We start from the raw sequence: 27,000 nt of genomic DNA on the forward strand, positions 1-27,000 counted from the left end.
TGATCCCGCCTTATTTTCTGTGTCAATTACCTTGTGTTGTGATGCTTGCAAACTTCCATCTATCCAAGCTTGCGCTAACTGCCCATAAGAACCATGCAGCCGGCCAAATTGGCCGCCGTTTCTTCCTGCTGCGCCAGCAGCCGTTCCCGGGGCCAAACGCATTCCGCCCGCTTAAGATCGCTTTGAATCAGCAGCAGCATCCAAAGGGCGAAAAGCGCGGCAAAGCTCCCGTATTCGCGGACGAACGCCCCCCGCTCCCACTCGGCCCCGTAAAGCCGGGCTTGTCCCAGGTACTCGCCAAGAATCCGCTCCCGGTCGGAAGCGGTCATACGCTTGGCAAACATCGGATGCGACATATCGATCAGGTGAAAGAGATCCCAAAACGGAGAGCTCAGGTGGGCGTGTTCCCAATCCAAAATATACAGCCGCCCCTCGTCCGTGACGGCGTAATTCCCTTGGTGGAGATCGCCGTGCGACAACACCCGCGGTCCGCCAAACCGCTCCCCCGCGCGAGCCGCGCGGGCCGCGGCGAATATTCCCGCCGGCTGGCCAAGCCCAAGCTCGCTTAAAACTGCGGCGGCCTCGTTTTGCCGGTCCAAAAGCTCGGCGGCGATGGTCTCGATGCCGGGCTTGGGCCCCTGCATGGACAAACCGCTCCATTCGGCCGCCGGAAGGCTATGCCACCACGCCATCCGCTGTGCAACCTTCAAAGCATTCTCCAATCGATACGCGTGTCCCAGGGCGCCGAGATCCTCAAAAATCGCCCAGCCGGCCGCTCCCTTGCCCTCCCCGGAGGTCGCCAGCATCTGCGGATAAATCGGCGGGAAAAAGGGCAGCACATGTCTATACACCCAAATTTCACGATCGATCGACTCGCCGTTCGTTAACGGCTTAAAAATGCAGCTTTGCCCCTTCGCCGGATAAAAGCGCTCCACAAACCTGCCGTTCATCCCCCGGTAAAGCGGCTCTCTTCTCCGTATTTTGCTGTCGTCGAGCGTTCCTTCCGCCCGAACATATTCGTACAAATTCCCCATCATGCGGCTCCCGTTTCTTTTCCCTGCGTGTCCTTAAAATACAATCGCAAACTATCGCTGAACGCGGTCTGTCTTCTTTGAAGGTATAGCGATAGGTGTTTTTCTTACTAGGGTACATAAAATTTGAAAAGAATGTCAAACGGTTGCCGCAAATTCCGTAAGTTTAATCCAACGCACGAAGAGCGGCCCAAAATATTGGGCCGCTCTTTGGTCTTGATTATTATCCTGCCTGGCACGGCATCACTTCGCTTGCTTGGTCGGCTTCGCCGTTCTTGCAGGCTGGGCTGCCTGGACCTTCGGATAGGCAAAAGATGCGGATAAATTATATTGCTTCGCATTTGTCATATCGGGTACCGACAAAAAATAGATGCTGTAGGCCGACTGACTGTTAATCGCTTGACCTGCGAAATCCTGAGTAAGCTTAATGTTGGTAAACGGTCCTGCTTTGAGTACCTTAGTGCCTTTATCCATAGACGCCTTAGCCGACGCAAGATCGATGGAACCGCCGGATGGAACGGCGAAAATAACGTAGGAAGCGATATATTCATCGCCTTGCGGCGCAGTGAAGCTCACCGATATCTCGGAACCATCGGCTTGTACCGACGCCTGGCTTACTTTCGGAACCGTTACCTCCTCCGAATTCGCTGGTAAAGTAAATTGATTTGACGCGGCGGACAAAGCATTTTCGTATCCGGAGCCCGCTTTCGTTACCGTGAGCACGAACAACCGATAATTCGTCCCTGCTTTGATTGGATCGCCGGATGCGTCTTTGTCTTTCTGCAGTGTGAGCTGGACATTGGACCCGTTCGGTTTTACCTGGGTGTAATTGTCCGTAAGCGTTACGTCGTTGGCATCCGCCACTTTAAAGCTTGCGGCTTTGGCTGCCGGCACGACCATAATTCGGTACTCCTCCACTTTGCTTTCGTCGTTCAACTTATTGAATCCAACGGAGATATCGTTAACTGTGCCCTTATTCCCGATGATGTCGAAATGCAATCCGGTCACGGCCTCTATGACTTTAACTTCAGTCTTCAAAGTAATCGCGCTGGATGGCGAAGACAAGGCGTTCGGGCCCGAGTAATTGCCGCTGCCTACCGTCAGGACGAACACATTATAGCTTACGCCTTCTTTAATCAGATCCCCGTCAACGTCATGGGCGCTTGCGCTCAGTTCTTCCGTCAGTGTATTTCCGCTTTTGATAACACGCGTATAGTTATTGCTGGAAACGTCATTCGCTTTGGACAAAGTAAAGCTGCCCGCCTTCGATGATTTGACGACCATAATCCGGTAATGATCGACGTATGACTCATCCGAGGCCCGGGTAAACGATACCTGCAGGTCACTGCCGTTCCCCTTATCTCCCACATCGCTGACCTTCAGGTCCGAAACAGCCTCAATATTGGCTTTCTTAGGTAACGTGATCTCTCCGGATGCTGCGGACAGCGCGTTTGTGCCTGAGTAATTGCCGCCGCCTGCCGTCAGGACGAATACCTTATAACTTACGTCTTCTTTAATCAGATCCCCGTCAACGTCACGAGCATTCGAATCCAACACTTTGGTTAACGTATTTCCGCCTTTGTTGACAAGCGTATAGTTATTGCTGGAAACGTTATTCGCATTGGACAAAGTAAAGCTGCCCGCCTTCGATGATTTGACGACCATAATCCGGTAGTGATCGACGTACGACTCATCCGAGGCCCGGGTAAACTCGACGCGCAGGTCACTGCCGTTGCCATTATTGCCCACGTCGCTTACCGTCAGGTTCGAAACGGCCCCAATGGTAACTTGCTTCGTCAGCGTAATGTCGCTCGATGCACTCGACAGCGCGTTCGTTCCCGAGCTGCCTTTGCCTACCGACAGGACAAACACCTTGTAGCTTACGCCTTCTTTAATCAGATCCCCGTCAACGTCACGGGCGCTTGCGCTTAGTACTTCCGTCAGTGTAGTTCCGCCTTTGTTGACACGCGTATAGTTATTGCTGGAAACGTTATTCGCATCGGACAAAGTAAAGCTGCCCGCCTTCGACGATTTGACAACCATAATCCGGTATTGGTCGATGTACGATTCATCCGAAGCCCGGGTGAACTCGACGCGCAGGTCACTGCCGTTGCCGTTATCCGCCACATCGCTGACCTTCAGATTCGAAACGGTCCCCGCTCTTTTGTCATTCTTCAGCGTAATCTCGCTGGATGCATAGGACAGCGCGTTGGAGTAACCGCTTTTGCCTACCGACAGGACAAACACCTTGTAACTTACATCCTGTTTAATCAGATCTCCGTTGACGTCACGGGCGCTTGAGCTCAGCACCTGCGACAACGTTTTTCCGCCCTTGTAGACGCGCGTATAGTTATTGCTGGAAACATCATTCGCCTTGGACAAAGTAAAGCTGCTCGCATTCGACGATTTGACGACCATAATCCGGTATTGGTCGATGTACGACTCATCCGAAGCCCGGGAGAACTCTACCCGCAGATCGCGGCCATCCCCATAATTGTCCACGTCACTGACCGTCAGATTCGAAACGATATCAACCTTACCGTTTTTGCCGCTGCCGTTATTGCCTCCGCTGTAGCCGTTAACCAGCGTTATCGAGCTTGATGCCGAGGACAGGACGTTGGCGTTTGACCCGTTTCCTACCGCCATGACGAACACCCGGTAATTTACATCATTGCGGATATAATCTCCGTCGACGTCCCTGGCGCTGGAGGACAAGCGGTAATCGTTAATGTTGTACCCCGTTTTGCTGACCTGGGTATAATTGGAGCTCGATACGTTATTCGCCTTCGACAGGGTAAAGTCGCTGTAGTTTTTGCTTTTCACGACAAAAATCCGGTAAGAGCCGATTTTGGCCTCATCGTTCACTTTTGAAAAGCTCACTTGCAAATCCCGGCCGTCCCCATAATCGTTCACGTCCTCCACATCGGTGACTACGGGGTAATTCAAGGAGCCGCTATCCAGCCTGATTGAAGAAGATGCCGCCGACAGCCTGTTGGCTTTAACGCCCGTATTGTTGCTGACCGACATCACAAATACGGTGTACGCTGTTCCGTTTTTGATATAATCCCCGGACGTGTCGCGGGAAGACGAAGTAAGATCCACGCTAAGCGTTTGGCTGCTCCCGGACTTGTATACGACCGTTGAATAAGAATTTGACACGTTGTTTGCCTTGCTTAGGTCAAATTTGTTCGCGTCCGCAGTCTTCACGACGAACACACGGTAGTTCGCAATGTCGCTCTCATTTTGCGCCCGGGTAAACTCGACGCGCAGATCGCGGCCGTCACCGTAATCGCCGATATCGGAGACTCTGACATTCGTAGGCGCCGCTACCGACGAGTCACGCTGCAGCGTAACGACCTGTGAAGTGCTCGACATGGCAATTTGGCCGCTCGTTTTTCCTACCGACAATACGATCGCGACATAAGATTGGTCTTCCCGGATATAATCACCGTCCACATCCCGCGAGTTGGACGTAAGCGTGAGCACCTGATCCGAACCGTTAGGATACAGGGTCGTATAGTTTCCTGAAGTTACGTTTCGCGCCGCAGCCAGACCGAATTGAGACGAATTGGCCGATTTAACGATCAGAACACGGTAATGGTCTATATTCGATTCGTTGTAGGCTTTGGAGAAACGGACTTCCAAGTCGCGGCCGTCCCCGTTGTCCCCGATGTCACGCGCTGAAACGTTGGCTACCGGGCTCGGCAAGGTCACGTTGCCGCCGCCTCCGACGTTACCACCGTTGCCACTATTGCCACCGTTGCCGCCACTTCCGCGGGAGCCCGACGTGGTGATTGTGACGATTTTCGTTTTGTTGGTATAACCCACTTTTTCACCCAGCGCCTCGGTGACGAAACGTACGGGAACCATCGTTGTGCCCCTTAAGTTTTGCGCCGGAACATCAAGTTTTACGGTTTTGTTGCCGATGGTCGCCGTTTTCGCTTTGATTTTGAGCTTGATCGTCTTTCCGTTCTTTTTCGCCGTTACCGTTTGCGATTTCTGGTTCCAATTGATCGATGCGCCCAGCGCTTCGAAAATAGCACGCATTGGCAGCATTACCCGGCCTTTAATGGCAATCGGCGCCTGCTTTGTCGCCAGCCGGCTGCCGTCAATATAGACGGAGATCGGTTTGGCCGCCTGAGCAGGCGGCGGTTGCAGCAGCGGAACCGCTATTATCGCAGCAAAAATTCCAGTCCAGATTTTTTTCACGAACTCATCCTCCAAACTCCTAATCATCATATGGAAAATCATTCCTCACTAATCAAAGACGAACCGGAACGGAAAAAAGTTTCCGTTTTTGGGTTTTTGCCAAAAAAAAATTTTGGCGGTATGGTTCGGTTTCACCGGCATTAGATGAAGCAAAAGATCCGCCCTCCCTTTTCAAAAAAGGGAAAGCGGATCTTCCTCGGCGGGTTAAATCGGCATATGTATTTTTCCGCTCCGTCCGTTCACTAGGCTTCTGCCCGCTGAAGCCGGACGGTCAACGTCTCGCGCCAGCTGGCCGATAGTGCGTCCACCTCCAAAATGCGCTTCAGACCATCGGCATTTTCTTTGTCCAAAAACATGATCCGATTGGCAAAAGACAGCGTCACGCCCGCAGGATGCCTTTCGGTCAATATTAGCGAATCGCCGGGAACGACCTGTCCCTCCTGTACCACCCGAAAGTAGTAGCCGGTATAACCGGTCTGCTGGACTTGCAAGGGGAGCTCGGGCATTCCATGTTTGACGCCCAATTTGAAGCATGGCTGTCTCGGCTGGCTGACCTGCACGACCGCCTCGCCCAGCCGGAACATATCTCCGATGCAAATATCGTCCTCCAGCATCCCCTCCGTCGTTAAATTTTCGCCAAAAGCGCCGAAAGCCAGCGTCTTCCCTAGCTCCCGCTCCCAATACGCGTATCTTTCGAATGGATAAACGCAAACGGCTTTATCCGTACCGCCATGATGAACGAGATCGGCCTGACCGTCCCCCGCAAAATTCATCGCCGACAGATACAGCGGACCGGAAACCGGGGTTTTGTATATCCCTGTCGCGATTTCCTTGCCGTGATGCTCCACCTGCACCGGTTTTCCCACATTGATCGACCGGACCATCATTTGTTCCGTCATTTGTTCCGTCATAACCGCACCATTCCCTCCTGCTTTGAAAATAAATCCGCTTCCCCCTGCCGTTTGGCCTCTGTCCGGACAGCTCATGAAACCCATTATACCGACTACTCTTGCACCAACACCACCCTGAATCCGGAAAAGCAGCTGAAACTTCTTGAAGGGCTTATTCGTAATAATAATAGTTATGACAAATTCAAACAGCAATCCAACTACCCGATCGGAGAGGATCTCTCATATGAAACTGAAAAAAGTCGTCATCGTCGGCACCATGGCCGTTGTCATTACCATCACCCCAAGCTTGTCCGGTTACCTGGCCAGCATCGCCTTTGCGGCTCAAGCCTCCAAGGCGTCCAGTCTTAGCACCGCAACGCTGAGCCCCCAGAGTGAGTTGAACGATGTGCTTGGCGTCTCTTCGGACAAGGAGATCTACGATTCCCTGCTTGAAGGCCGGTCGCTGGCCGATATCGCCGAAGCCCATGGCCAGGACGCAGACAGCGTCATCGCCCTGCAAGTCAAGGAAATGCAGGAGCAGCTGCGGCAGCGGCTGGAGCAGGGGAGCCTGACGCAGGAAGCGTACGAACAGCAGCTCCGGGAACTCCCCGAGCTCATCTCGGGCAGCGTGCACAGCAAGTACAGGATATTGACTTAACCGTCACTTTGGCGGGGCGGCGCACCGTTTAAATCCATCGTCTAAAGCTCCCCCCTGTCTAAACTCATTCGAGGAAAATAGAGGAACTTTTTGCTCCTATTTCGGCAATTGGGTGCGCGCTGACGGCAATAGTGGAATTTTTTATTCTTATTTTCTCTATCGGAGCGAATAACCGGCAAATGGCCTTACCCGCCACGCAAATAAAGGAATAATTTTCCATTATTGTGTGCAAAACCTCAAAACCGCAGGAAATAACGCCCTTTTTTGCGCTTATTTTGGGGGTCAAAAACCGGAATCGGGGCTAGACGGGTATTGCACGAGTATTGCACGAGTATTACACAGGTGTTGCACAGGGGCTGGACAGTTGTTGGACAAAACGATTCGAAGTACCCGGGGCGGGCTAACGGACCGAAGTAACCAACCTTATTTCGGCATTTCGTCAAAATTAAGCGGTTAGGCACTAGCGTTGCATCAAATCTGATCTGACAAAGATACATTCTCTATCCATACAAATTTTCTAACGGATGCCACAAGCGTTATTTGTTCCAAAAACGTTGATTTCAAAATCTAACGGTTGCCATAGCGCTTATTTCACTGAAATCCGGCTATTTATGCCTTGATTCAGGCAAATAACGGCGTTCACAACCGTTAGAATTTCGAAAGGGGCTTTTTTCGGAAAATAGCCGCTGCTACAACCGTTAGATTTCCGGTCAGCTTTTACAGGAAAGCCCTGAGGCATATGCCTCAGGGCTGTTTGCGTCTCACTGCCCCCGCTTGGGAAGCAGCTTCACGTATTCGTCCGAGAGCTTCATCAGCTCCGTGACATAATCGTAGTCGCCGCGGTAAGGTGAGATATCCGTCACCGGCTGCAGCGTCTTCAGCGACACGGCCGTGCCGTCGTCGAAGCCTTGACCCGGCACGAACATCACCTCATCGTTGAAAAACGATCCGGTCGGCAAATAATAGCGCATGCCGATCACGTTCCGGTCGATGTTGAGCAGATCCTGGCCCAATGCGGTAAAACCTTCGTCCGCCAGCGAAACGCCGAGCAGGTTTGCGATCGTCGGCAGAATGTCGACCTGGCCGCCGGTACGCTCCACGACCTGCCCGCTCTTCGCTCCGGGTACATGGACGATCAGCGGAATGTTGAAGCGGCTGATCCGCTCGTCATAAGCGATGCCGAGCTTTTCGCGGATCTCCCCGGCGCTGACGTCATTCGGCTGTAAACCGAAATGATCCCCGTAAAACACCAGCATCGTATTGTCCCATAAGCCGGCTTGCTTCAAACGGTCGATCAATGTCCCGATCGCGTAATCGGTATAGTTGACGGCCTGGATGTAATTGCCCAGCATCGTCCCCTCCATGTCGGCGGGCAGCTGGATATGCCGGCGGTCCTGCGGCACGACAAACGGAGAATGGCTCGACGTCGTCACAAACTGAGCGTAAAACGGCTTGGACTGCGCCTTGATTTCCGCCAGCTTCTCTACGCCCACCCGGTACATCTCCTCGTCGGAGGCCCCGAAGTCGTTAAAATGATCGTTCGTATAGTACGGCTTGTCATAATACTTGTCAAAATGGAGCGCCGGGTACAGCTTGTTGCGGTCCCAAAACGTCACATTATTGATATGGAACGTATTCGCCACGTACCCGTGCCCCTGCAAGAGCCGCGGCAGACTCGGCAGCTGGCGGTCGCCGAAGCTCGTCGACATCGCGGCCGCGGCCGTCGGATAAATCGACGTGTTGGACATGAACTCGGCGTCCGAGGTATTGCCCGGCCCGATCTGCTGGAATACGTGCGGGAAGTAGAACCCTTCCTTGGCCAGCTTGTTCAGCACCGGCGTGACCTCCTGCCCGTTCAGGGTCAGGTTGATCGGGAAGTTCTGGAACGACTCCATCTGCACGACGATCAGGTTCATCCCCTGAGCCGATCCGAAAAAGTCGGGAGCCGCTTTCGAAGAAGCTGCAACGGCCGAAGTGTTTGCAGTGCCTGTAGCGCCAGTATTGCCCGTAGCCTCCGGACTTTTTGCGTCCGTAGTTTCCGCAGTTGGGGTTCCCGCAACGCCCGTTCCGCCGGTAGCCGGGGTTCCCGCTTTATCCGAAGCACCCATAGCGCCAGCGCCAGCCGATCCCCCCGCTTCTCCCGTATCCGCCCGGTAAGGGTACGTGCTTTGCAGCTGCCGGATCTTGGCGATCGTCTCCTGCAAATTTCCTGCCGCGATCATCCGTTCCTCTTCCTGGTCGCGGATGGCCGCGTCCACCTGGAAATTGAGGAAGCCGACGCTTTCGGCCCGCACCAGCTCGTTATCGATCCCTTTGCCCGCGCGGATGTAGAGCCCGGACAGCAGCAGGCTGGCGATCAGGATAAAGGCGACTCCCACCTTCCAAACCAGCCCTGCTCGCGGACGGTCGGTGCGGAAGTTCAGCCCTCCCCGCGAAGTCCGGGTGCCGAAACTTAAAGTTCCCTGCGGCCGCCCTGAACGGAATGCCCCGCCGCGGCGGACAAGCCCGATGATTTTGATCAGGAGCAACACCGCCAGATCGGCAAAATACAGAAACTGCCCCGGCCGAAGCAAAGCGCCGATGCTCGCTTTCACCTCGGGCACCTGGCCCAGTCCGCTAAGCACCTTATAAGTCGGCACTGTCCCGAAGTAGGCGAAGTACACCGTGGCGGCAAACAGAATGAACGACAGGACAAAATTAAATCCGAAGAATGTCCACCATTTGCCTTTGGCCGGCGTCACCAGCTCCACCAGGCAGAGGAGGGCCAGCACCGACAGCAGCTCGCCGGGCAGTCCCGCCGGATGGAAGCCGCCGTAAAAAAAGTACCGCAGCAACAGCAATTTCACGCCGATCAGCACGAACGTTTCAACGATTTTGTAGCGACTGGATGAAAATATGTTTCGCATCTTTTTACCTCGATTTTATTCCCGTTTTACAAAAGCACGGTTTTCTATCTGTTTATTATAGCACGGTAAAATCGAGAGTCGAACTTCTATAAATTGTAAGATAGCCGTACCTATACAAAATCGGCCATGGACCGGATCCGGATTTCCCCCGGAGCTCCCGGAACAAACGCCTCATCATCCGCGGCCGCGCCGCGCCGGTGGAACTCCACGGTCACCGGCACGCCAGGCATCATATCAAAGTAATTGTCGGAGAAGATGCCTTCCCGTTCGGCTTGGATCCAAACCTGACGCGCCAGTACGCCGCTCACAAGCGTATACTTGCCGCCGCCGCTGCCCGGCGTTTCCCGCACCTCGATTTGCGCCGCTGGCAAAATAAGGTCTTTGCCGGAAACAAAGTAAAACGGCTTGCTGTCCGCAGGTGCCCCGTCCAGTTCCAGGCTGGCGAGCAGGACAACCTGCCGCGGGTCGCGGTTTTCCAGCCAAGCTTCCCTTGCGAAAGAGACCGCCTCCTTGGCGGAATCCGCCGCAATATTAACCTCCTGTACCGTTTCTTTAAGCACTCCGCCGCCCACATCGTAAAGCGTTAGGCGCAGCTTTCCCGAAACGTTTTCCCGTTTGTCGGAAACGATGCTAACGGCAATTTTGCCGTCTTCCGGTTCGTACACCGACAGCATCACGTCTCCGAAGCTGCGGCGCACCGCATACTGCAGCGCTTTCCAGCGGCCGTAATAATCCATGCCCGCCCAGGAGGCGACCGGCCAGCAGTCGTTCATCTGCCAATACAGCGTGCCCATGCAATAAGGCTTGTTCCGGCGGTGCGCCTCGATCGCCGTGCGGATCGCCTCCGCCTGCAGCACCTGGCTCATGTACAGGAACGCCTTGAAATCCCGCGGCACCGGCAAATAGATGTCCATGTATTCCTTGATGAGCTGATTGCCCCGGCCGTTTTTCTGATGCGCCAGCATAATGTCCGATTCCAGCTCCAGCGCGCTTTCCGGCGCGTATTTCAGTACCGAATCCAGCTCGGGGAACGATTGAAAACCGTATTCGCTCATAAACCGGCCGATCCGGGTGTTGTAATTGGCGAACGGCTCGACCGCGTGCCACACGCCCCAATAATGGATATCGCCTTCGCCGGACACCTTATAGGCGTGCTGGTCCGCGTCGCCCGTCAGATCGCGCAGCGGCGAGGACGGCCAGTAAGCGATCCCGCCCGCCAGCCGTTCCACCGCCCGCGGCAAAATATCGTGGAATACGGCCTCATAATCGGCCCAAATCCGCTCGCGAACATCGGCCGCATAGGTTTCCTTCCAGCCCCAGCCGGCATTTTCCGCATAATGCGACCAGGCCGAATCGATCTCGTTGTTGCCGCACCACAAAGCGATGCACGGATGATTGCGCAACCGTTTGATATTATGCTCCGCTTCCCGGGCGACATTTTCCAGGAACTCCGCGTCTCCCGGGTACATACTGCAAGCAAACATAAAGTCCTGCCACACCAAAAGCCCGTATTCGTCGCACAATTCGTAAAAAACATCCTGCTCGTAAATCCCGCCGCCCCAGACGCGCAGCATGTTCATGCCGCTTGCGGCGGCCGAAGCGATCTCATGCCGGTAGCGCTCCGCCGTCACCTCCGTCACGAAGCTATCGTTCGGAATATGGTTGGCGCCTTTGGCGAACACGGAGACGCCGTTCAGTTCAAAGCGGAAGGAAGCTCCCGCCTCGTCCTGCTCGCGGACCAGCTTGATTTCGCGCAAGCCCGTTCGCACCGCCGCGTCGGCTTCCAGCGTACCATTCGCGCCGATCAACTCCGCCTTAAACGTATACATCGCCGGCTCCCCCAAGCCCCGGCACCACCACAGCTTCGGCTGCGCCAAGGTCAGCGGCAGCTCCACCTCCTGCAGTCCCGGCTTCAGAGCAACCTGCCGCTCCCATACCGCTTCCCCGGCGGAGACGCGCAGTCGGCCTTCCCACGCGGCGGCCGCTTCCACCTCCACAACCGCCGCCAATTCGGCAGCCTCCGGCGCAACGCGGTCCTGGCGGATGAACACATCGCGGATGACCGGACCGCCCCACGCTTCGATCCGGGCTTCCCGCCAAATGCCGCACGTCACCAGCCGCGGTCCCCAATCCCAGCCGTAATGGTAAGGAGCTTTGCGGGCAAATACGCTGACTCTGCGGTCCCCAAGCCCGCCCAGCTCCGCTTGGTCGTTCGAAGCCGGCAAATCGTAACCTAGCCGCTCCAGCTTCGGCAAATCTTCGGCGATCGGGGAACGGAAGCGCACCGTGACCGTATTCGTTCCTTCGCTGAGCAGCGCTTTAATGTCCGCCCGCCAGGAGCGGAACATATTGTCGGCCGACAAAACATGCCGGCCGTTCACCGAAACGTCCGCATACGTGTCCAACCCTTCAAACACGATTTCGATTCGCGGCAGCTTCGCCCACCCTTCATGCAGTTCAAACGAAGTTTGATATTCCCAATCCTTCTTGTCGATCCACTGCAGCTCATGCTCATTCGTGCCATAAAACGGGTCGGGAATCAGCCCGTTCAGCCGCAGGTCCGTATGCACCGTTCCCGGAACCCGCGCCGGCAGCCACTCCGCTTCATCGAACGCCTTGAATTGCCAATCGCCGAGCACATATCGTTGGTTGTTCATAAGCCCTCCTCAAGTTGTAAGTTATGAACCCTATTATAGTCGATAATCGTTATTTTTTGTTATATTATTTGTTAGCAACATAACCGCCATGTTTATTCCGAAACTATCATATAAATAATCTATTGTCATCCACTCCTCCGCCGAAAACAAGCAAAACAAAGACAATAAATAATAACACAATACATTTTCATTATTATAACAAAGCGATACAATCAATCTGTAAGCGCTAACATATCTTTGTAAAAGGGGCGATCACATTGAAAAAACAACTCCTGATGACTTTCATGCTGATCTTTACATTCGCAACCGTACTGGCCGGGTGCGGCGGCGGAGGGAGCGCGAACGGCGGCGGGAACACAGCTCCGCCGCCGGATAACGGAACCACCGCCGCAGATAACAAATCGGGCGGCACAAGCGGACAGCTTAGCGGCAAGGTGACCTTTCTGACCAACCGCACCGACATGATCGGCAAGGAATACGACGAATACGTCAAACGGTTCCACAAGAAGTATCCGAACATCGAAATTGAATTCGAAGCCAGCCAGACGGACTACAACCAGCAGGCCAAAGTCCGCATGGCCAGCGGCGAGCTGCCGGACCTGATGTTCGTCCCGGACATTCCGAACTCCGATTTGCCGAAATATTTCGCGCCGCTGGACGATTTGGGACTGAGCGCGGAAATTACGTTCAAGGATTTCAAATCTTACGACGGCAAGCTGTACGGCATTTCGACGGGCAACTCCACGTCCGGGATCGTTTACAACAAAAAGGCGTTCGCCGACGCCGGCATTACGGAAATCCCGAAAACCTGGGACGAATTCCTGGCCGCCTGCGAAAAGCTGAAGCAAACCGGCGTCATTCCGCTGGCCTCCAACTTCAAGGACAAATGGCCGCTGAACAACTGGGTATTCGATTTGCCGAGGGTGATTGAAAACAACAGCAACTTCCCCAACGAAGTGATCAATACGGACGCTCCGTTCACGATGGATAACGGGTACGGCAAAGCGATGTCCCTCATCAAGGAGCTGGCCGACAAAGGCTACCTGGAAAAAGACATCAACTCCACCAACTGGGAGCAATCCAAAAAAGACCTGGCGAACGGCAAAATGGCGATGTACTTCCTGGGCAACTGGGTGATCAACCAGGTGATCGGCGTCGGCGCGGAGTCCGACAACATCGGGTTTTTCCCGCTGCCGTTCGATGACTCGGGCGCGAGCAGAGCCGCGCTTAGCCCCGATTTCTTCTACGCCGTCAACAAAGACAGCAAAAACCTGGAGGCGACGAAGGCTTTCCTGAAATGGATGCTCGAGGATTCCGGTTACGAGGATTTCGCCGGCTTTATCTCTCCGTTGGAAGGCCGCGAATCCAAGTTGTCCCAATTGGCCGAGTTCCAGGCGAGCGGCGTGGAGCTGCAGGAAGGCACGCCCGATGATCCGAAGGTAGTCGAAATCCGCAACAAGGCGCAAATCGATCTGCCGGCAATCGCCCAGGAATTCGTCTTGGCCAAAGACCCGCAGGCCGTGCTCGACAAATGGAACAAAGCCTGGGCCAAAGCGAAGCAGGAGCTGGGCTACTAAGAAAGAAGGGGAACGGCATGTTTGGAACGCTGTCTTATAAAGCGCAGAAAAATATCATTATCGTCTCGTTTTTACTCGTCCCGCTCGCTTTGCTCCTGCTGTTTACCTACTATCCCGCGCTGAAGCTGGTCATGTTCAGCTTCACCGATTGGGACGGGTACAGCCCGGAGAAGCCGTGGGTCGGGCTGGCCAATTACCGGGAAGTGTTTACCAACCCGGACATATTCGGCGTATTCGCCCATAACTTCGCCTATTTTGTTATGGGCATCATCCAAAATATCATCGCGATTTACTTCGCCGTGATTTTGAACAGCAGGCTGCGCGGCCGGAACTTTTTCCGGCTGCTGCTGTTCCTGCCTTACATTATGAACGCCGTGGCCGTCGCTTTTATGTTCGGCTATGTTTTCGATACGACCCAGGGTTCGCTGAACCTGTTCCTGCAAAGCATCGGGCTGGCCAAACTCGGCGAAACGAGCTGGCTCGGCACGGCCGGCCTGGTCAACTATTCGCTCGCTTCGACCGGGCTGTGGCGGTTCATGGGCTATAACATGGTGATTTACATCGCCGCTTTGCAGGCGATCCCCCGCGACATGTACGAAGCGGCCAAAATCGACGGCGCCGGGGCCATGCAAACGTTTTGGCGGATTACGCTGCCGAACATGAAGCCGGTCATCCAGTTGAACCTGTTCCTGACCGTCACCGGCGCGCTGGAGGTGTTCGATCTTCCGTTCGTCCTGACCAAAGGAGGGCCGGCCGGCGCGAGCCAAACATACGTGCAGCGGGTAATGGAGACTGCTTTTGCTTACAACCATTACGGGCTTGCTTCGGCGATGAGCATTATTTTGCTGATGTTCGTGATCATCGTCGTGGGGCTTCAACAGTTTGTGCTTAGCAGAGGAGGAAACGGCAAATGAGCGGACGCAAATTCACTTTCCCGGATGCGCTGAAATACCTGACCTTGCTGATCGGGGTTTTTGTCGTGCTGTTCCCTCCGTACGTCGTCATCGTCAACTCCTTCAAATCAAGCAATGAATTTAATACCGCCAGCACGATGGCGCTGCCGCAAAGCTTTTTCAATTTTGAAAATTTCAAGATCGTGTTTGAACGGGGCGGCCTATTGAGCGGGTTCGGTAATACGCTGGTCATTATTTGCGTGTCCCTGGTCTTCAATATCCTATTCGGAACGATGGTGGCTTACGTGCTGGGGCGGTTTTCTTTTAAGCTGAAAAAAGCGGTTTTCGGCCTGTATCTGTTCGCGACCGTCATTCCCGGCATTACGACCCAGGTCGCTACCTTCGGCATCATCAAATCGCTGGGCCTGTACAATACGCTGGGAGCTCCGATCATCCTGTACGTCGGCGCGGACGTGATCCAGATCATTTTATATTTGCAGTTTATCCGCAACATTCCCGTCGACCTCGACGAAAGCGCCATGGCCGAAGGCGCCTCCCTGTTCCGGATTTACCGTTCGATCATTTTTCCGCTGCTGACGCCGGCGACGGCCACGCTGATCATTTTGAAGACAATCAGCATTTACAACGATATGTACACGCCGTACCTTTACATGCCGAAGCAAAGCCTGGGCGTGGTGACGACGGTGCTGATGCGCTTCCAGGGCGTCAACGTGGCCGACTGGAACCTGATTTGCGCGGCGATCCTGCTGATTCTGCTGCCTACCGTGGTGCTGTATTTTTTCCTGCAAAAATATATCTTTGAAGGCGTTACCAGCGGTGCGGTAAAATGAGGTATGATCTTGCGAGCCTTGTTCCGAAAAGCCTGGTTGTTATTCGCCAACTTATCCATGCAAAAAAAGCTGGTGATCGTCTTCGTCTTTCTCATTTCGCTGCCGGTCACCTATTTCAGCTACACTTCGTACCGTTCCAGCTTCAGACTGGTGCAAAGCAGCACGACCGAGGCCGCCCGTCTGATGACGGACAACGCGATGGACAAAGCGGACCGTTATATCGCCGATTTGAAGCGGTACACAAGCCTGCCCTTGTACAACAAAGAGGTGCAAAAATATTTGGACCAGCGGGGAACGGATTGGGACAAGAGCACCTCCATCGATATTTTTCTGATGTATTTGAACAATACCAAGGATGAGATTTTGTCCGCCTACCTGGTGGACCGTTACGATATGGTTTATTACAACCGGAAGCCGGGCATCAACGTACTGTACCCGGAAACGCGGCTCAGCGAGTGGAAGGCATTGGCGCGTAAGTCCGGTTCGTCTCCCGCCCTCGCCGGCACACATGCGATCCGCGTGAACGAAACGGAGAGCCGCCAGGTGTTCACCGTCGTCCGCCCTATCCGTTCGGTCAGCTCCTTGCGCGATATCGGTCTGATCGCGATCGATGTCGACGCGAAGCTGTTCGACGGGATCATCGAGCCGCTGAATGCCGTGACCCACGGCGACGCCCTGATCGTGGACGAATACGGAAAGGTCGTGTACAGCGCCGATCCCGGCAAGCTGGGCGAGGATTTAAGCGGCAGCCCTCTGCTGGCGCCGGCCGCAGGCGCGCGGGGCAGTTTCCGGCTGGCTATCGGCGGCCGGCCTTACATTTGCGTCTACACTTCGTCCGCGCAAACCGGCTGGAAAACGCTGGTCTACATTCCTTTGACCGAACTGCTAGCGCCGATGAAGCAAAACCGCGATAAACTGATAATCACGACGTTGTCCGTTATTTTTTTCGCCCTGCTTGTGGCCATGGTTATCTCCTACGCGCTCACGAAGCCGCTGAAACGGACGGTGCAGCTAATGAAGCAGGTGCAGCGCGGCAAGCTCGACGTTCGGGTCAACGTCAAATACAATGACGAAATCGGCCTTCTGGGCAGCCAGTTCAACCGGATGATCGCCCGCGTGAAGGACCTGCTCCATGAGGTGGCCGAAACGGAAAAGAGCAAGCAAAAAGCCGATATGCTGGCGCTGCAAAATCAGATCAACCCGCATTTTATCTACAACACGCTGGAAGCGATCCGCATGCTCGCCGAGCTGAACGATGATGACCGGGTCGCCGAGCTGACCTATCTGCTGGGCCTGCTGCTTCGCTACAGCATTACCCGGAGCGCCGACGAGCAGGTGACGGTGGCCCAGGAAATCGACCATGTGCGGAACTACCTGCTGCTGCTGCAAATCCGCTTCCCGGACAAATTCAGCTTCCGTGTGGAGATTCCGGAGTTTTTTTATCCGCTGCCGATCGTTAAACTGGTTTTTCAGCCGATTGTGGAAAACGCGGTGTTTCACGGTCTGGAAAAAAGAGAGGGGTCCGGCACCATTACGATCCGGGCGTGGAATGAACTTGGCGACGCCATCTTCACGGTGCGTGACGACGGCGTCGGGATGACCGAAGAACGCCTCGCCTCCCTGAACCATAGCCTGACGGACGGCAGAACGGACAAATTCGGAATCGGGCTGCGCAATGTCCAAGAGCGGATCCGGCTTCATTACGGCGCAGGCTCCCGGTTGACCGTCAGCAGCCGGGCGGGCGAAGGCACGACGGTCACGGTGAGAATCGCCGGCTTGCTCCGTAACGGCGCGGGGGGAGTTGGATGAGCAAGTTAAAGGATGGCCACGGCTGGCTTGGAGGCCTGACCACGGCTTCGACCAAGTCGAAATGTCGGGACGTAAAGCCATATTGCCGAGGCGCTGACCGCAATGCCGTACTTTCCGGCCGTAATGCCGTACTTTCCGGCCCTAACGGACACCACAGACCTTATTTGGCATTTCAGCACGCCTGACCTGCAGAAATGGAAAGCTGGCGTTATCAAGGATGGAGCTACTAGGTTTGATCCGGAGTAAACGGAATGATTCAAAGGGGGAAATCCTATGCTGCGAATCGCGATCGTGGACGACGAGGCTTCGATTCGGGAAGGGCTGGGTAAGATGATCGGCAAGGAGAGCGGCCGTTTCGTCGTCGACGGTTTGTTCTCCAATGGGCAGGACGTCCTCGATTATCTCGGGGAAGCCGACCTTGACGTCATCGTCACCGATATCCGTATGCCCGTGGTGGACGGACTGGAGCTGAGCAAACAGGTAAAGGCCATCAAGCCGGAAATCCGCTGCATCATCATGAGCGGGTTTAAGGATTTCGAATATGCCCGGCAGGCCATCCGGTGTTCCGCGGTGGACTATCTGCTCAAGCCGATCGACAAGAAGCAGCTGTTTGCCCTGCTTTACGCGCTTGATGAGGAGAAGTCGGCGGCCCGCGGCAAGGAGCGGCAAATCCGTTCGGGATTGTTGCTCTCTCATTTCAAAAGCTTCGCAGGAGGGGCCGGCCTTGTTGGACCCGGCGCAAAGCTGCCGGAGCTTTCTCTGCCGGAGCCTTATTTTGCCGTATATGCGATCAAGGGCTGGCATCCGGAAGCCTTGCGCGCCAGGCTTGAGCAAACCCTACGCCTCCCCGTTCGCTTTTGGGATCTGGTTGACACCGGCGAACCGGTTCTCGCTTGGATCTGTTATTTTTATCAGCAGCCGGACCAGGAAGAACTCCGCCAATTGACCGCGGTTTTGGAAGCGATATGCAAGCCCCGCCGCACGCTTGCCGGCTCCAGCTTCGTATATGGCGATCCTGCCATGCTGGGCAGAGCTTACGCGGAAGCGAAAAGCGCCTGCGAGCTCGGCATTTACGGAAACCAGACGTGGAATTACCGTAAGGCCGGCGGCAGCGCCGGACCTAACAACGGCAGTCCGGATATCGGCGAACGGTTTGCCGCCTGCCGCGATGAATGGGTCGAGCAGCTGCAAATTTTAAACGTTCCTCGGGCGGCCGCCTGTTTGGAGCGAATGTTGGAGCAGGTAAGGAAAGATCGGACTCCGCTTGAATCGGTCATTTTACTGTGCCGTCTCGTGCTGGACACCATCTCCGCCGAGCTGCACGAATGGGGCAAAATATGGCCCCGCGCCAAAGCCAAACAGCTGGAAGCCGAGCTGTTGTCCTGCCTTAGCTTTGATGAAATCCGGCAAAAATTTGTGGACGAATTGACCGGCGCTTTACAACAGGTCCGGGCCGGTCGCCTGGCGCAGGCGGGGAAATCGGTCGAAACCGTCAAGCGCTGGATCGCCGAGCATTACAACCAGCCGGCCGAACTAAGCCAGCTCGCTCGTATGGTCTATTTGACGCCCAGCTACCTGAGCAAGCTGTTCAAACATGAAACCGGCATGACGATCACCGATTACCTGATCGAGGTAAGAATCAAAAAAGCGAAGCTGCTGCTGCGCAAATCAAGCAAGCTGAAAATCCACGAAATCGGCTGCGAGGTCGGCTATCCCGATCCGGCCTATTTCAACAAGCTGTTCAAGCGCATGGTCGGGGTGACGCCCAACGAGTACAAAAGGATATCGCAGTAAGATAAGGTCGTATCACAGCCTGCGGTTCCGCCCGTTTCAGTGCAATACCGGACCGAAGCGCAGGCTGTCCGCTATTTTACGGAATAACAAGCTTATTGCGCTTGCTCGTAGTTGACATCTTTTTGATAGGAGTAGACAAGCCCCCCTCCTGCGGCCAACAAAACCAATGGTATAATGACCCACCATAAATTCAGGTCAAAAAGGCTGTAACTGAAATTCCCGCTTCCGGGTCTGAGGTCCTCCAAAGCCGAGACGATAAACCCCGTGCAAATAACGATGACTCCCGCCAACAGCGATGTGCACCCCAAAAACAATTTGGTCATAGACGTTCCCCCTCCGAACTCAAAGGCGTTTTCCGGCAGGAAAAGCTCTCCCTAGCCAGTGAATATTGTTATGTACTTCCATTATTGCAGGTCCCGCCCATCTTATAAAGCTCGGCTAAAACCGGCGGGACGATCAGGAAACAACAAGGTTCCGCTTGCCTCCCGTCTTCTCATCTCCGGGCTTGAAACGAGCGAAATTGGTGGTAAATAAAGCCGGCCATCACGGCTAACCAGGCGATGATCGCGATAACCCCCATGATCCGCGGAATCATGACCAAAAAGGGCAGTTCTAAGGCCTGCGACAACTGGTAAGTACTGGTCGTATACATCGCCAGCGGGAACACCATCCCCCAAAATTGCGGATCGTAATTCAGCGGATAACGGTGGTAAACATGACGCCACACCATCAAAATAAACAACAGCGGAATCCACCATGTTCCCGTAATCCAGAAAAACAAAGTAAACCCGCGCAAGAAAGGAAGCAGTTCGGTCAGAAACGGCCAATCCGCCGCATGCAGCATCAGGGTGGAGCCGGCAAGCGTCGTGATCGCCACCGCTCCCATGTTGATCCAATAAGGCGGAGTAAGCGCCGAATATTTCAGGTCGACAAAAGTAAACCGGTAAAATATTAATGTGATGATGTTCAGGTACAGCATACAGCCGAGCAAATACATGCACAGCGCAAAAAACAGGACGATCTCCCGTCCTTCCGCCATGTGCGGGGAAATTAACGTGCCGAGAACGGAAACGGATTGGGTGGCGACGGCGGCGATCAGCCAGGCTCCGTTAATGCCTTCGCCCAGCGTGGGCTTCTCTTTTCTCACGGTCACGGCCGTAAAAAAAGTATACATAATAACAGCCCAAAGCAAGATGCCGAAGATCCAAAGCCCTGTGGAAATGTTGCCGTTATGCGCCACGATCGCCCATTGACTGCCGTACACGCAGGTGGCCGCCGTGCAGGTAAAAAAGCCCGGCCCTTGACTGTGGCTGGTCAGATCTTTGCTGACCCGGGGAAAATATTTAATGAGCCGGATCAGCGTCAGGACCCACAACATGACATAGATGCAGGTGTTCAAATGCAGCAGCAGCCCGGATACAAACGGAGCCCCCAGCAAATGCACCGCAATGGACAAAGCCCCGGTGGCCATCGCCATTGAAAAATAACCCGGAAACAGGTGTTTGATCTTTTCGTCCATCACCCTTAACATACTTAACCATCCCCGCCTTTTAAGACTTGACTTCCTTCTATTCTTCCCCCGGGCTCAGAAACTTAAATTTAGCTTACCACGATTTAAAATAACAATATTGTGACTGAACTAACCCGGCAGCTTAACAGCGTCGCAAAAACATAATGATATTTTCCGGCGAAACATAGTATGATGTTGTCGAAGTTCATCTCCTTTTTCGGACCTATCTTTTGAAAGGGGTTTCATATGAAAAAGATTTGGATCGTCTATTTGCTGCTGATCGCCTGCTTTGCGCTTTACGTGCTGGATTTCCGGGCGCAGCAGAGCCGCATGAACGAGCAGTGGAGAACGGGCGGCCTGCGCGGGGAAATCGGCGAAAAATACGTCATGGTAACGTTTCAAATGGGCATCGATTACTGGAAAAGCGGGCTGAAAGGCTTTGAGGACGCGGCCCAGGCCTTAAACGTATCGGTAGAATACCGCGGCTCCACCCAGCGCGACGTCCATGAGCAAATCACCGTATTGGAGCAGGTCATCGCCAAAAAACCGGCCGGCATCGCCATCTCCGCCATCCATCCCTCCTTGCTGACGGCCACGATCAACAAAGCGGTCGACGCCGGCATCCCGGTCGTATTGTTCGACTCCGACGCGCCGGGGAGCAAAGCGTATTCCTTCCTCGGCACCGACAATTACGCGGCAGGGGTCGAAGCCGCCCGCAAAATGGCCGAGCTGACGGGGGGCCAAGGGGAAGTCGCCGTCGTCACCACGCCGAATCAGCAAAATCATCAGGAGCGCACGAACGGGTTCGCCGATACGATTGCCGCGGAATTTCCCAGGATTCGGATCGTCGACGTCAAAAACGGAAAAGGCGATCAGCTCGCTTCCCGGCAGGCCGCGGAGGAAATTTTGCGGGCGCATCCCGGTGTCGGCGGCATTTTTGCCACGGAGGCGAATGGCGGCATCGGCGTGGCCGAAGCGGTGCGGGCGGCCGGAGGCGGGTCTAACGCGGGCAGCGGCCCCCGGATCATCAGCTTCGACACCGACAAAGGCACGCTCGACCTTGTCAAAAGCGGGGATATCGCCGCGACCATGGCCCAGGGCACCTGGAACATGGGGTATTGGTCCCTGCAGTTTTTGTTTTCGCTGAAGCATGGGTTGGGCGGCTCCTCCAATCCCGGGGCTCCGCGGATTCCCAAGCAGGCGGACACCGGCATCACCGTCGTGACGCAGCAGAATGTGGACGATTACTATGCCAAATAAACGTTACGGGAAAAGCTGGGAGTTGCGCCGTTTCACCCTGAACAACTTGCCGATCCGCTACAAATTGATCGTGCATTTTTTGCTGATCAGCATCCTTCCTTCCCTCGGCCTGGGCTTGCTGACCAACTGGACGGTCGATCGCATCATCGAGCGCCAAATTACCGACAATACGCTGCAACTGATCGGCAAAGTGAACAAATCGCTGGAAACCTACGTGGAAAATTTGCAAAACATGACTTACTTTATCTCGTTTAACCCGGAGGTGCTGCGGTTTCTTGAGGGGCAATCCGAAGCGAGGGCCGGGGACGGTACGCGGGTTGATGCCTTGGCGGGAGTGGAGGGCGATGGAGCCAAGTTACAGGGCATGGCCTTCGCGGAAGCGTGGGGTGACGATGGAGCCGTGGGGCGGGGTAAGACCCCGGCGGCCGGGGAAAGCGATAGAGCCGGGGCACTTGCGAAGACGGGGAGCGTTTCGGGTACAGGTTCGGGTTCGAGCAAACTTGCCGATCGGGGTGAGGCGGCGGGTACGGACCATTACGAAATCCGCAAATTTCTGCAGGGCTTTACGACATTGTACTCTGAAGTGGCCGGCATTCTGGTCGTCAACAGCCAGGGTGACTACATCAGCAACGAAATGTACGCCAGAACTCCGGAAAAGTTGACCGAGGAAGACTGGTACAAGGAGGCGGTGCGGAGCAAAGGCATCTTCAAGGTGATCGGCCACCCGCATCAGCGCAATGTAACGACGCACGTGAGCTACAAGGACAGCGAGGTCGTTTCGGCCGTCAGGGCAATTCTCGACCCCGACACCCAGCAGGTCAAAGGCGTTGTGCTGATCGATTTGAAGCTCCGCGTGATCGCCGAAACCGCGCAGGACATCAGGTTGGGCAAAACCGGATATTTGACGGTGCTCGATCAGGAAGGACAACCGATATACGCCCCGCCAGAGCCTTACACCGACAACATCCCGCTGGACCGGATGAACCTGGAGGGCTCGGGAACGTATTCGGCGCGGGCCGGCGGACGCGACCTGCAGTTCATTTACCGCGTCTCCCCCTTCACCGGCTGGACGACGGTCGGCGTTTTTACGATGAAGGAGTCGGCCGCGGAAATGCGGGAAATCCGCTTTTACGTCGTCAGCTTCGTGTTTGTCGTCTGCCTGCTGGGCATGACCGCTTCCTTTTATTTGGCCCACTCGATCTCCAGGCCGATCGCCCAGCTCACGTCCTTCATGCAGAAAGCGCAGTCCGGCGACCTGACGATCCGCCACTGGAGCGACCGCACCGACGAGATCGGCCATTTGGGCCGCAAGTTCAACGCCATGCTGCTGCAAATCAACCGGCTGATTTCGCTGACCGAGCTGCAGGAGCGGCAAAAACGCGAAGCCGAGCTGCGCAGCCTGCAGGCTCATATCAAGCCGCATTTCCTGTACAACACGCTTGATACGATCCATTGGATGGCTCGCCGCAAAAGCGCGGACGATATCGCCGAGATGGCGGAATCGCTGTCCAAGCTGTTTCGGATCGGGCTCAGCAAAGGCAACGACATCATTCCGCTGAGCGACGAACTCGAGCATGTCCGCAGCTATTTGCAAATCCAGCATGTCCGGTACCAAAACAAGCTGGACTATACCCTGCATATCGCCCCGGAACTTCAAGGCGTTTACGTCTTGAAGCTGATCCTGCAGCCGATCGTGGAAAACGCGATTTATCACGGAATCAAGGAGCGCCGGGGGCCCGGTCATATCGTGATCGAGGCAGCCGAAGACGGCGGCGCGCTTGCGATCACGATCCGTGACGACGGTAAAGGCATTCCCCCTGATCAGTTAGCTCAGCTGCAAAGGCAGCTGCAGTCTGCGGGGTCAGCCGCGGCCGAGTTGCCCGGGCAGAAGCCAGAACCCTCCCCCGATTCCGCGGACGGCAAAGGGTACGGCATGCTGAACGTGCAGGCGCGGATCGCTTTGACGTTTGGCGCCAAATACGGAATCGCCATCCAAAGCGAATTAGGACGGGGAACGGTCGTAACGGTGACGCACCCGCTGATCCGGGATAACAACGTACGTTGGGAGAGGGTAAACCATGAGTGATCGTATGGAAAAAAACATGAACGAAAACAGCCTGTCCCCCGCCTTCCGCTGGAAAGTGCTGATTGCCGACGATGAGATGATTATTCGGGAGGGCATCCGGGACAGCATCAATTGGGATCAGTTGCGGTTAGCGGTTGCCGCGGAAGCCGAAGACGGTGAAGAAGCGCTGGAGCTGGCCGTCCGGCACAGCGTTCACATTCTGCTCGTGGACCTCAACATGCCGATCATGGACGGCATTGAGCTGATGAAGCGCGTCCGTGAGCAGCTCCCGGGCTGCAAAATCGTCATTATTACCGGCCATGACGAATTCGCCTACGCGCAAAAAGCGATCCGCCTTCAGGTCAAAGATTATATTCTCAAGCCGGCCAACCCGGCACAGCTCGAAAAGGTGCTGCTGCAGGTCCGGACGGAGCTTGAGGAGGAGGCGGCCCGGCAGCTCCACTGGCAGGCCGCCTCCCGGCAAATTTCCCGCAGCTATCCGCTGCTGCGGGAACGATTTTGCCAGGAATGGATGGACGGCAGCATGACGGAAGCCGAGATTTTGGAGCAGCTGCAGTTTCTGAAGCTGCCGGCCGCCTGCCCGGACTGGCTCGGCGTGATCCGTCTGCGCGAGCCGGCTGGGGCGCCGGCGGCCATGAAGGAGTCCGAACGCCAGCTGTACCTGTTTGCGATCGAAAATATCGCTTCCGAATTGCTCTCCTCCTCCCCCAAGGCGATGTTCCGCGACCCGTTCGGACTCATCGTCGTACTGCTGTGGAGCCTGGAGGCGGAAGCGGATTTCCACCGCATTGAAACCGCGGTGCGCACCAACCTGAAAATCGCCGTCGACGTTCATCTGGCCGAAGGCGGCGGCTGCGGCGGGGTGACGGACCTGCCCGCCGTTTACCGCAGCGGCAAAGCCGCGGTGATGAAGGAGACCCCCGTCTCGCCTTTGGTGCGCCGGGCCAAACAGTACATGCTGGAGCACTTCTCCGACCGCCGGCTGACGCTGGAAAAGATGGCCGGGGCGCTCCAAACCTCCCCCGTGTATTTAAGCCGGGTGATCAAGCAGGAACTAGGCGCCTCGTTCAACAGCTATTTGACGCAAATCCGCATCCGCCGGGCGGCTCAGCTGCTGAACGCGACGGAGCTGACGATCGCGGAAATCGCCGAACAGGCCGGCTATGAAACGCAGCATTACTTCAGCACGGCGTTCAAGCGGGCCACCGGCATTTCCCCGCTCCAGTACCGCAAAGGCGCGTTCAACCTCAAAGAAGAAGGAACCGAGTGACCCCCGGTTTCTTCTTCTTTCGGTTTCTTCCCTTTTTTGTCCGGGTGTATACCGCGTGTATTCTACGCTAACGGACTCAAATGACTTTATTTGCTGATTTCCCGTTACATTTTGTGATCTCCTGTTTCTGCGGCAATAGAGTCCCTAGTGTCCTTTACGCTACATCACCTTCGGCGGCGTCCTTCCCCCGGCACACCGATTTCAAAGCTGTGCCAAAACTTTAGTTGGATTTTTATAAAAAGAGTAGATTCATTGTAAATACGCCCTCCCCTGTCCCTTGCTATACTCACCTTGCAAACGCATTCAAACCATATAAGCCGAACTTATGATTGTGCGGTTGGAGGCAACCGGATGAACTGTTCTTGCCTACTCCAGTACAATTCTTTGGTTCAGCTTATATCGAATTTTCAATCGGGAGGTTGGGTCATGAAGAAATTTACGACAATCCTGTTGGCGCTGGTCGTAGTTCTGACGCTGGCGGCATGCGGAAACGGCGGGGCCGGCGGCAACGGAGCAACTGGCGGCAACGGAGCCGGCGGCGGCAACGAGGCCGGAAGCAGTACCGGCAACGGCGGCAACGGCGGTGGCGGAAACCCCGGCGCCAACAAAGGCACGGTTGGCCTCTCCATGCCGACGAAATCGTCGGAGCGTTGGGTGGGTGACGGCCAGAATATGGCGAAGGAATTCGAAGCGCTTGGTTACGCTGCGGATCTGCAATACGGGGAAGACGTCATCGAAAATCAGGTGTCGCAAATTGAAAATATGATCACAAAAGGCGTGAAAATTTTGGTGATCGCGGCGATCGACGGCGGCTCGCTGACCGATGTGCTGCAAAAAGCCCATGATCAAGGCATTCAGGTCATCGCCTACGACCGCTTGATCATGAACAGCGAATACGTCGACTATTACGCCACCTTCGACAACTTCAAGGTCGGCGTGCAGCAGGCCGCCTACATTGAAGAGAAGCTGGGCCTCAAGGACGGCAAAGGCCCGTTCAACATCGAGCTGTTCGGCGGTTCGCCGGACGACAACAACGCTTATTTCTTCTATGACGGCGCCATGTCGGTGCTGCAGCCATATATCGACTCGGGCAAACTGGTCGTGCGCAGCGGACAGACGAAAATGGAGCAAATCGCCACGCTGCGCTGGGACGGCGCCACCGCTCAGGCGCGGATGGACAATTTGCTAAGCGCCCATTATTCGACGGAAAACGTCGATGCCGTACTGTCCCCGTACGACGGCATCAGCATCGGCATCCTCTCCTCGCTCAAAGGCGTGGGATACGGCACCGGCGACAAGCCGCTGCCGATCGTGACCGGCCAGGACGCCGAGCTCGCTTCGATCAAATCGATTTTGGCGGGCGAACAAACGCAAACCGTATTTAAAGACACGCGCGAGCTCGCCAAAAAAGCGGTCGCCATGGCGCAAAGCATCCTCGAAGGCACGGAGGCCGAAGTGAACGATACGGAAACATACGATAACGGCGTGAAGGTTGTCCCTTCCTATTTGCTGGAGCCGGTCTCCGTGGATAAGGACAACGTGGAGAAAACGCTGGTCGAGACCGGTTATTACACCAAAGAGGAGCTTGGCTTGTAGCCC

The 27,000-nt window shown here is 55.2% G+C and carries 17 protein-coding genes; 10 read left to right on the forward strand and 7 right to left on the reverse strand.

Annotated features, from left to right (window positions below; translation table 11 throughout):
* Positions 1–74 precede the first annotated feature (74 nt).
* The 3 genes from NYE74_RS00310 to NYE74_RS00320 all read right to left on the reverse strand — a co-directional run bounded on the left by NYE74_RS00310 (position 75) and on the right by NYE74_RS00320 (position 6,151).
* A complete protein-coding gene (locus NYE74_RS00310) occupies positions 75–1,034 on the reverse strand; it encodes a phosphotransferase (RefSeq protein WP_036626628.1) in 960 nt (319 codons plus the stop codon).
* A gap of 240 nt (positions 1,035–1,274) precedes the next feature.
* Entirely contained in the window at positions 1,275–5,240 is a 3,966-nt protein-coding gene (locus NYE74_RS00315) for a copper amine oxidase N-terminal domain-containing protein (RefSeq protein ID WP_063836340.1), read from the reverse strand.
* A 242-nt stretch (positions 5,241–5,482) separates the two neighbouring features.
* Entirely contained in the window at positions 5,483–6,151 is a 669-nt protein-coding gene (locus NYE74_RS00320) for an MOSC domain-containing protein (protein ID WP_227872878.1), read from the reverse strand.
* Positions 6,152–6,374: 223 nt separating this feature from the next.
* Here NYE74_RS00320 and NYE74_RS00325 point away from each other — a divergent pair, with 223 nt between their 5' ends.
* Entirely contained in the window at positions 6,375–6,788 is a 414-nt protein-coding gene (locus tag NYE74_RS00325) for a hypothetical protein (protein WP_036626629.1), read from the forward strand.
* Positions 6,789–7,549: 761 nt separating this feature from the next.
* Here NYE74_RS00325 and NYE74_RS00330 read toward each other — a convergent pair.
* Positions 7,550–9,694, reverse strand: coding sequence for an LTA synthase family protein (locus tag NYE74_RS00330; RefSeq protein ID WP_227872879.1), 2,145 nt, complete (start codon positions 9,692–9,694; stop codon positions 7,550–7,552).
* A gap of 110 nt (positions 9,695–9,804) precedes the next feature.
* A complete protein-coding gene (locus tag NYE74_RS00335) occupies positions 9,805–12,351 on the reverse strand; it encodes a beta-mannosidase (RefSeq protein WP_036626631.1) in 2,547 nt (848 codons plus the stop codon).
* 257 nt (positions 12,352–12,608) lie between these two features.
* On the opposite strand from NYE74_RS00335, the gene NYE74_RS00340 reads away from it, so the two are divergent.
* The 5 genes from NYE74_RS00340 to NYE74_RS00360 all read left to right on the forward strand — a co-directional run bounded on the left by NYE74_RS00340 (position 12,609) and on the right by NYE74_RS00360 (position 19,275).
* Entirely contained in the window at positions 12,609–13,928 is a 1,320-nt protein-coding gene (locus NYE74_RS00340; protein WP_036626632.1) for an ABC transporter substrate-binding protein, read from the forward strand.
* Positions 13,929–13,945: 17 nt separating this feature from the next.
* Positions 13,946–14,842 (forward strand): carbohydrate ABC transporter permease, encoded by an 897-nt coding sequence (locus tag NYE74_RS00345; protein WP_036626633.1) that lies wholly within the window; start codon positions 13,946–13,948, stop codon positions 14,840–14,842.
* Positions 14,839–15,672, forward strand: coding sequence for a carbohydrate ABC transporter permease (locus NYE74_RS00350; protein WP_278739844.1), 834 nt, complete (start codon positions 14,839–14,841; stop codon positions 15,670–15,672). Before NYE74_RS00345 ends, NYE74_RS00350 begins: the two co-directional genes overlap by 4 nt.
* Positions 15,673–15,681: 9 nt before the next feature.
* A complete protein-coding gene (locus NYE74_RS00355) occupies positions 15,682–17,481 on the forward strand; it encodes a cache domain-containing sensor histidine kinase (RefSeq protein WP_371861038.1) in 1,800 nt (599 codons plus the stop codon).
* Between the two features lie 273 nt (positions 17,482–17,754).
* Entirely contained in the window at positions 17,755–19,275 is a 1,521-nt protein-coding gene (locus NYE74_RS00360; RefSeq protein WP_213509963.1) for a response regulator transcription factor, read from the forward strand.
* A gap of 92 nt (positions 19,276–19,367) precedes the next feature.
* Here NYE74_RS00360 and NYE74_RS00365 read toward each other — a convergent pair whose 3' ends face one another.
* Complete coding sequence (locus NYE74_RS00365) at positions 19,368–19,598, reverse strand: hypothetical protein (protein ID WP_036626639.1); 231 nt, start codon at positions 19,596–19,598, stop codon at positions 19,368–19,370.
* A 170-nt stretch (positions 19,599–19,768) separates the two neighbouring features.
* The gene (locus NYE74_RS00370; protein ID WP_036626640.1) at positions 19,769–20,806 is read right to left on the reverse strand and encodes a tellurite resistance/C4-dicarboxylate transporter family protein; all 1,038 of its coding nucleotides are present in this window, start codon (positions 20,804–20,806) and stop codon (positions 19,769–19,771) included.
* A 225-nt stretch (positions 20,807–21,031) separates the two neighbouring features.
* Between NYE74_RS00370 and NYE74_RS00375 the strand changes: the two genes are divergently transcribed.
* From NYE74_RS00375 to chvE, 4 genes are all read left to right on the forward strand, one after another.
* Positions 21,032–22,045, forward strand: coding sequence for a substrate-binding domain-containing protein (locus NYE74_RS00375; protein WP_036626642.1), 1,014 nt, complete (start codon positions 21,032–21,034; stop codon positions 22,043–22,045).
* Positions 22,035–24,131: a cache domain-containing sensor histidine kinase gene (locus tag NYE74_RS00380; RefSeq protein WP_036626645.1), complete on the forward strand. Its 2,097-nt coding sequence runs from the start codon at positions 22,035–22,037 to the stop codon at positions 24,129–24,131. The genes NYE74_RS00375 and NYE74_RS00380 overlap by 11 nt, the downstream gene beginning before the upstream one ends.
* The gene (locus NYE74_RS00385) at positions 24,124–25,401 is read left to right on the forward strand and encodes a response regulator transcription factor (protein WP_227872880.1); all 1,278 of its coding nucleotides are present in this window, start codon (positions 24,124–24,126) and stop codon (positions 25,399–25,401) included. Before NYE74_RS00380 ends, NYE74_RS00385 begins: the two co-directional genes overlap by 8 nt.
* A gap of 426 nt (positions 25,402–25,827) precedes the next feature.
* Positions 25,828–26,997, forward strand: coding sequence for a multiple monosaccharide ABC transporter substrate-binding protein (gene chvE / locus NYE74_RS00390; protein WP_278739843.1), 1,170 nt, complete (start codon positions 25,828–25,830; stop codon positions 26,995–26,997).
* The last annotated feature ends 3 nt before the right edge of the window (positions 26,998–27,000 follow it).

Origin of the sequence: Paenibacillus sp. FSL P4-0127, from assembly GCF_038007325.1 — a bacterium.
In the GTDB taxonomy this organism is placed as follows: domain Bacteria; phylum Bacillota; class Bacilli; order Paenibacillales; family Paenibacillaceae; genus Fontibacillus; species Fontibacillus macerans.

What these genes read in the sequence shown, in the direction of transcription:
- NYE74_RS00310 (WP_036626628.1), bottom strand. Translation starts at nt 1,034, where the DNA reads ATGGGGAATTTGTACGAATATGTTCGGGCGGAAGGAACGCTCGACGAC.
- NYE74_RS00320 (WP_227872878.1), bottom strand. Translation starts at nt 6,151, where the DNA reads ATGACGGAACAAATGACGGAACAAATGATGGTCCGGTCGATCAATGTG.
- NYE74_RS00325 (WP_036626629.1), top strand. Translation starts at nt 6,375, where the DNA reads ATGAAACTGAAAAAAGTCGTCATCGTCGGCACCATGGCCGTTGTCATT.
- NYE74_RS00330 (WP_227872879.1), bottom strand. Translation starts at nt 9,694, where the DNA reads ATGCGAAACATATTTTCATCCAGTCGCTACAAAATCGTTGAAACGTTC.
- NYE74_RS00335 (WP_036626631.1), bottom strand. Translation starts at nt 12,351, where the DNA reads ATGAACAACCAACGATATGTGCTCGGCGATTGGCAATTCAAGGCGTTC.
- NYE74_RS00345 (WP_036626633.1), top strand. Translation starts at nt 13,946, where the DNA reads ATGTTTGGAACGCTGTCTTATAAAGCGCAGAAAAATATCATTATCGTC.
- NYE74_RS00350 (WP_278739844.1), top strand. Translation starts at nt 14,839, where the DNA reads ATGAGCGGACGCAAATTCACTTTCCCGGATGCGCTGAAATACCTGACC.
- NYE74_RS00360 (WP_213509963.1), top strand. Translation starts at nt 17,755, where the DNA reads ATGCTGCGAATCGCGATCGTGGACGACGAGGCTTCGATTCGGGAAGGG.
- NYE74_RS00365 (WP_036626639.1), bottom strand. Translation starts at nt 19,598, where the DNA reads ATGACCAAATTGTTTTTGGGGTGCACATCGCTGTTGGCGGGAGTCATC.
- NYE74_RS00370 (WP_036626640.1), bottom strand. Translation starts at nt 20,806, where the DNA reads ATGTTAAGGGTGATGGACGAAAAGATCAAACACCTGTTTCCGGGTTAT.
- NYE74_RS00375 (WP_036626642.1), top strand. Translation starts at nt 21,032, where the DNA reads ATGAAAAAGATTTGGATCGTCTATTTGCTGCTGATCGCCTGCTTTGCG.
- NYE74_RS00380 (WP_036626645.1), top strand. Translation starts at nt 22,035, where the DNA reads ATGCCAAATAAACGTTACGGGAAAAGCTGGGAGTTGCGCCGTTTCACC.
- NYE74_RS00385 (WP_227872880.1), top strand. Translation starts at nt 24,124, where the DNA reads ATGAGTGATCGTATGGAAAAAAACATGAACGAAAACAGCCTGTCCCCC.
- chvE (WP_278739843.1), top strand. Translation starts at nt 25,828, where the DNA reads ATGAAGAAATTTACGACAATCCTGTTGGCGCTGGTCGTAGTTCTGACG.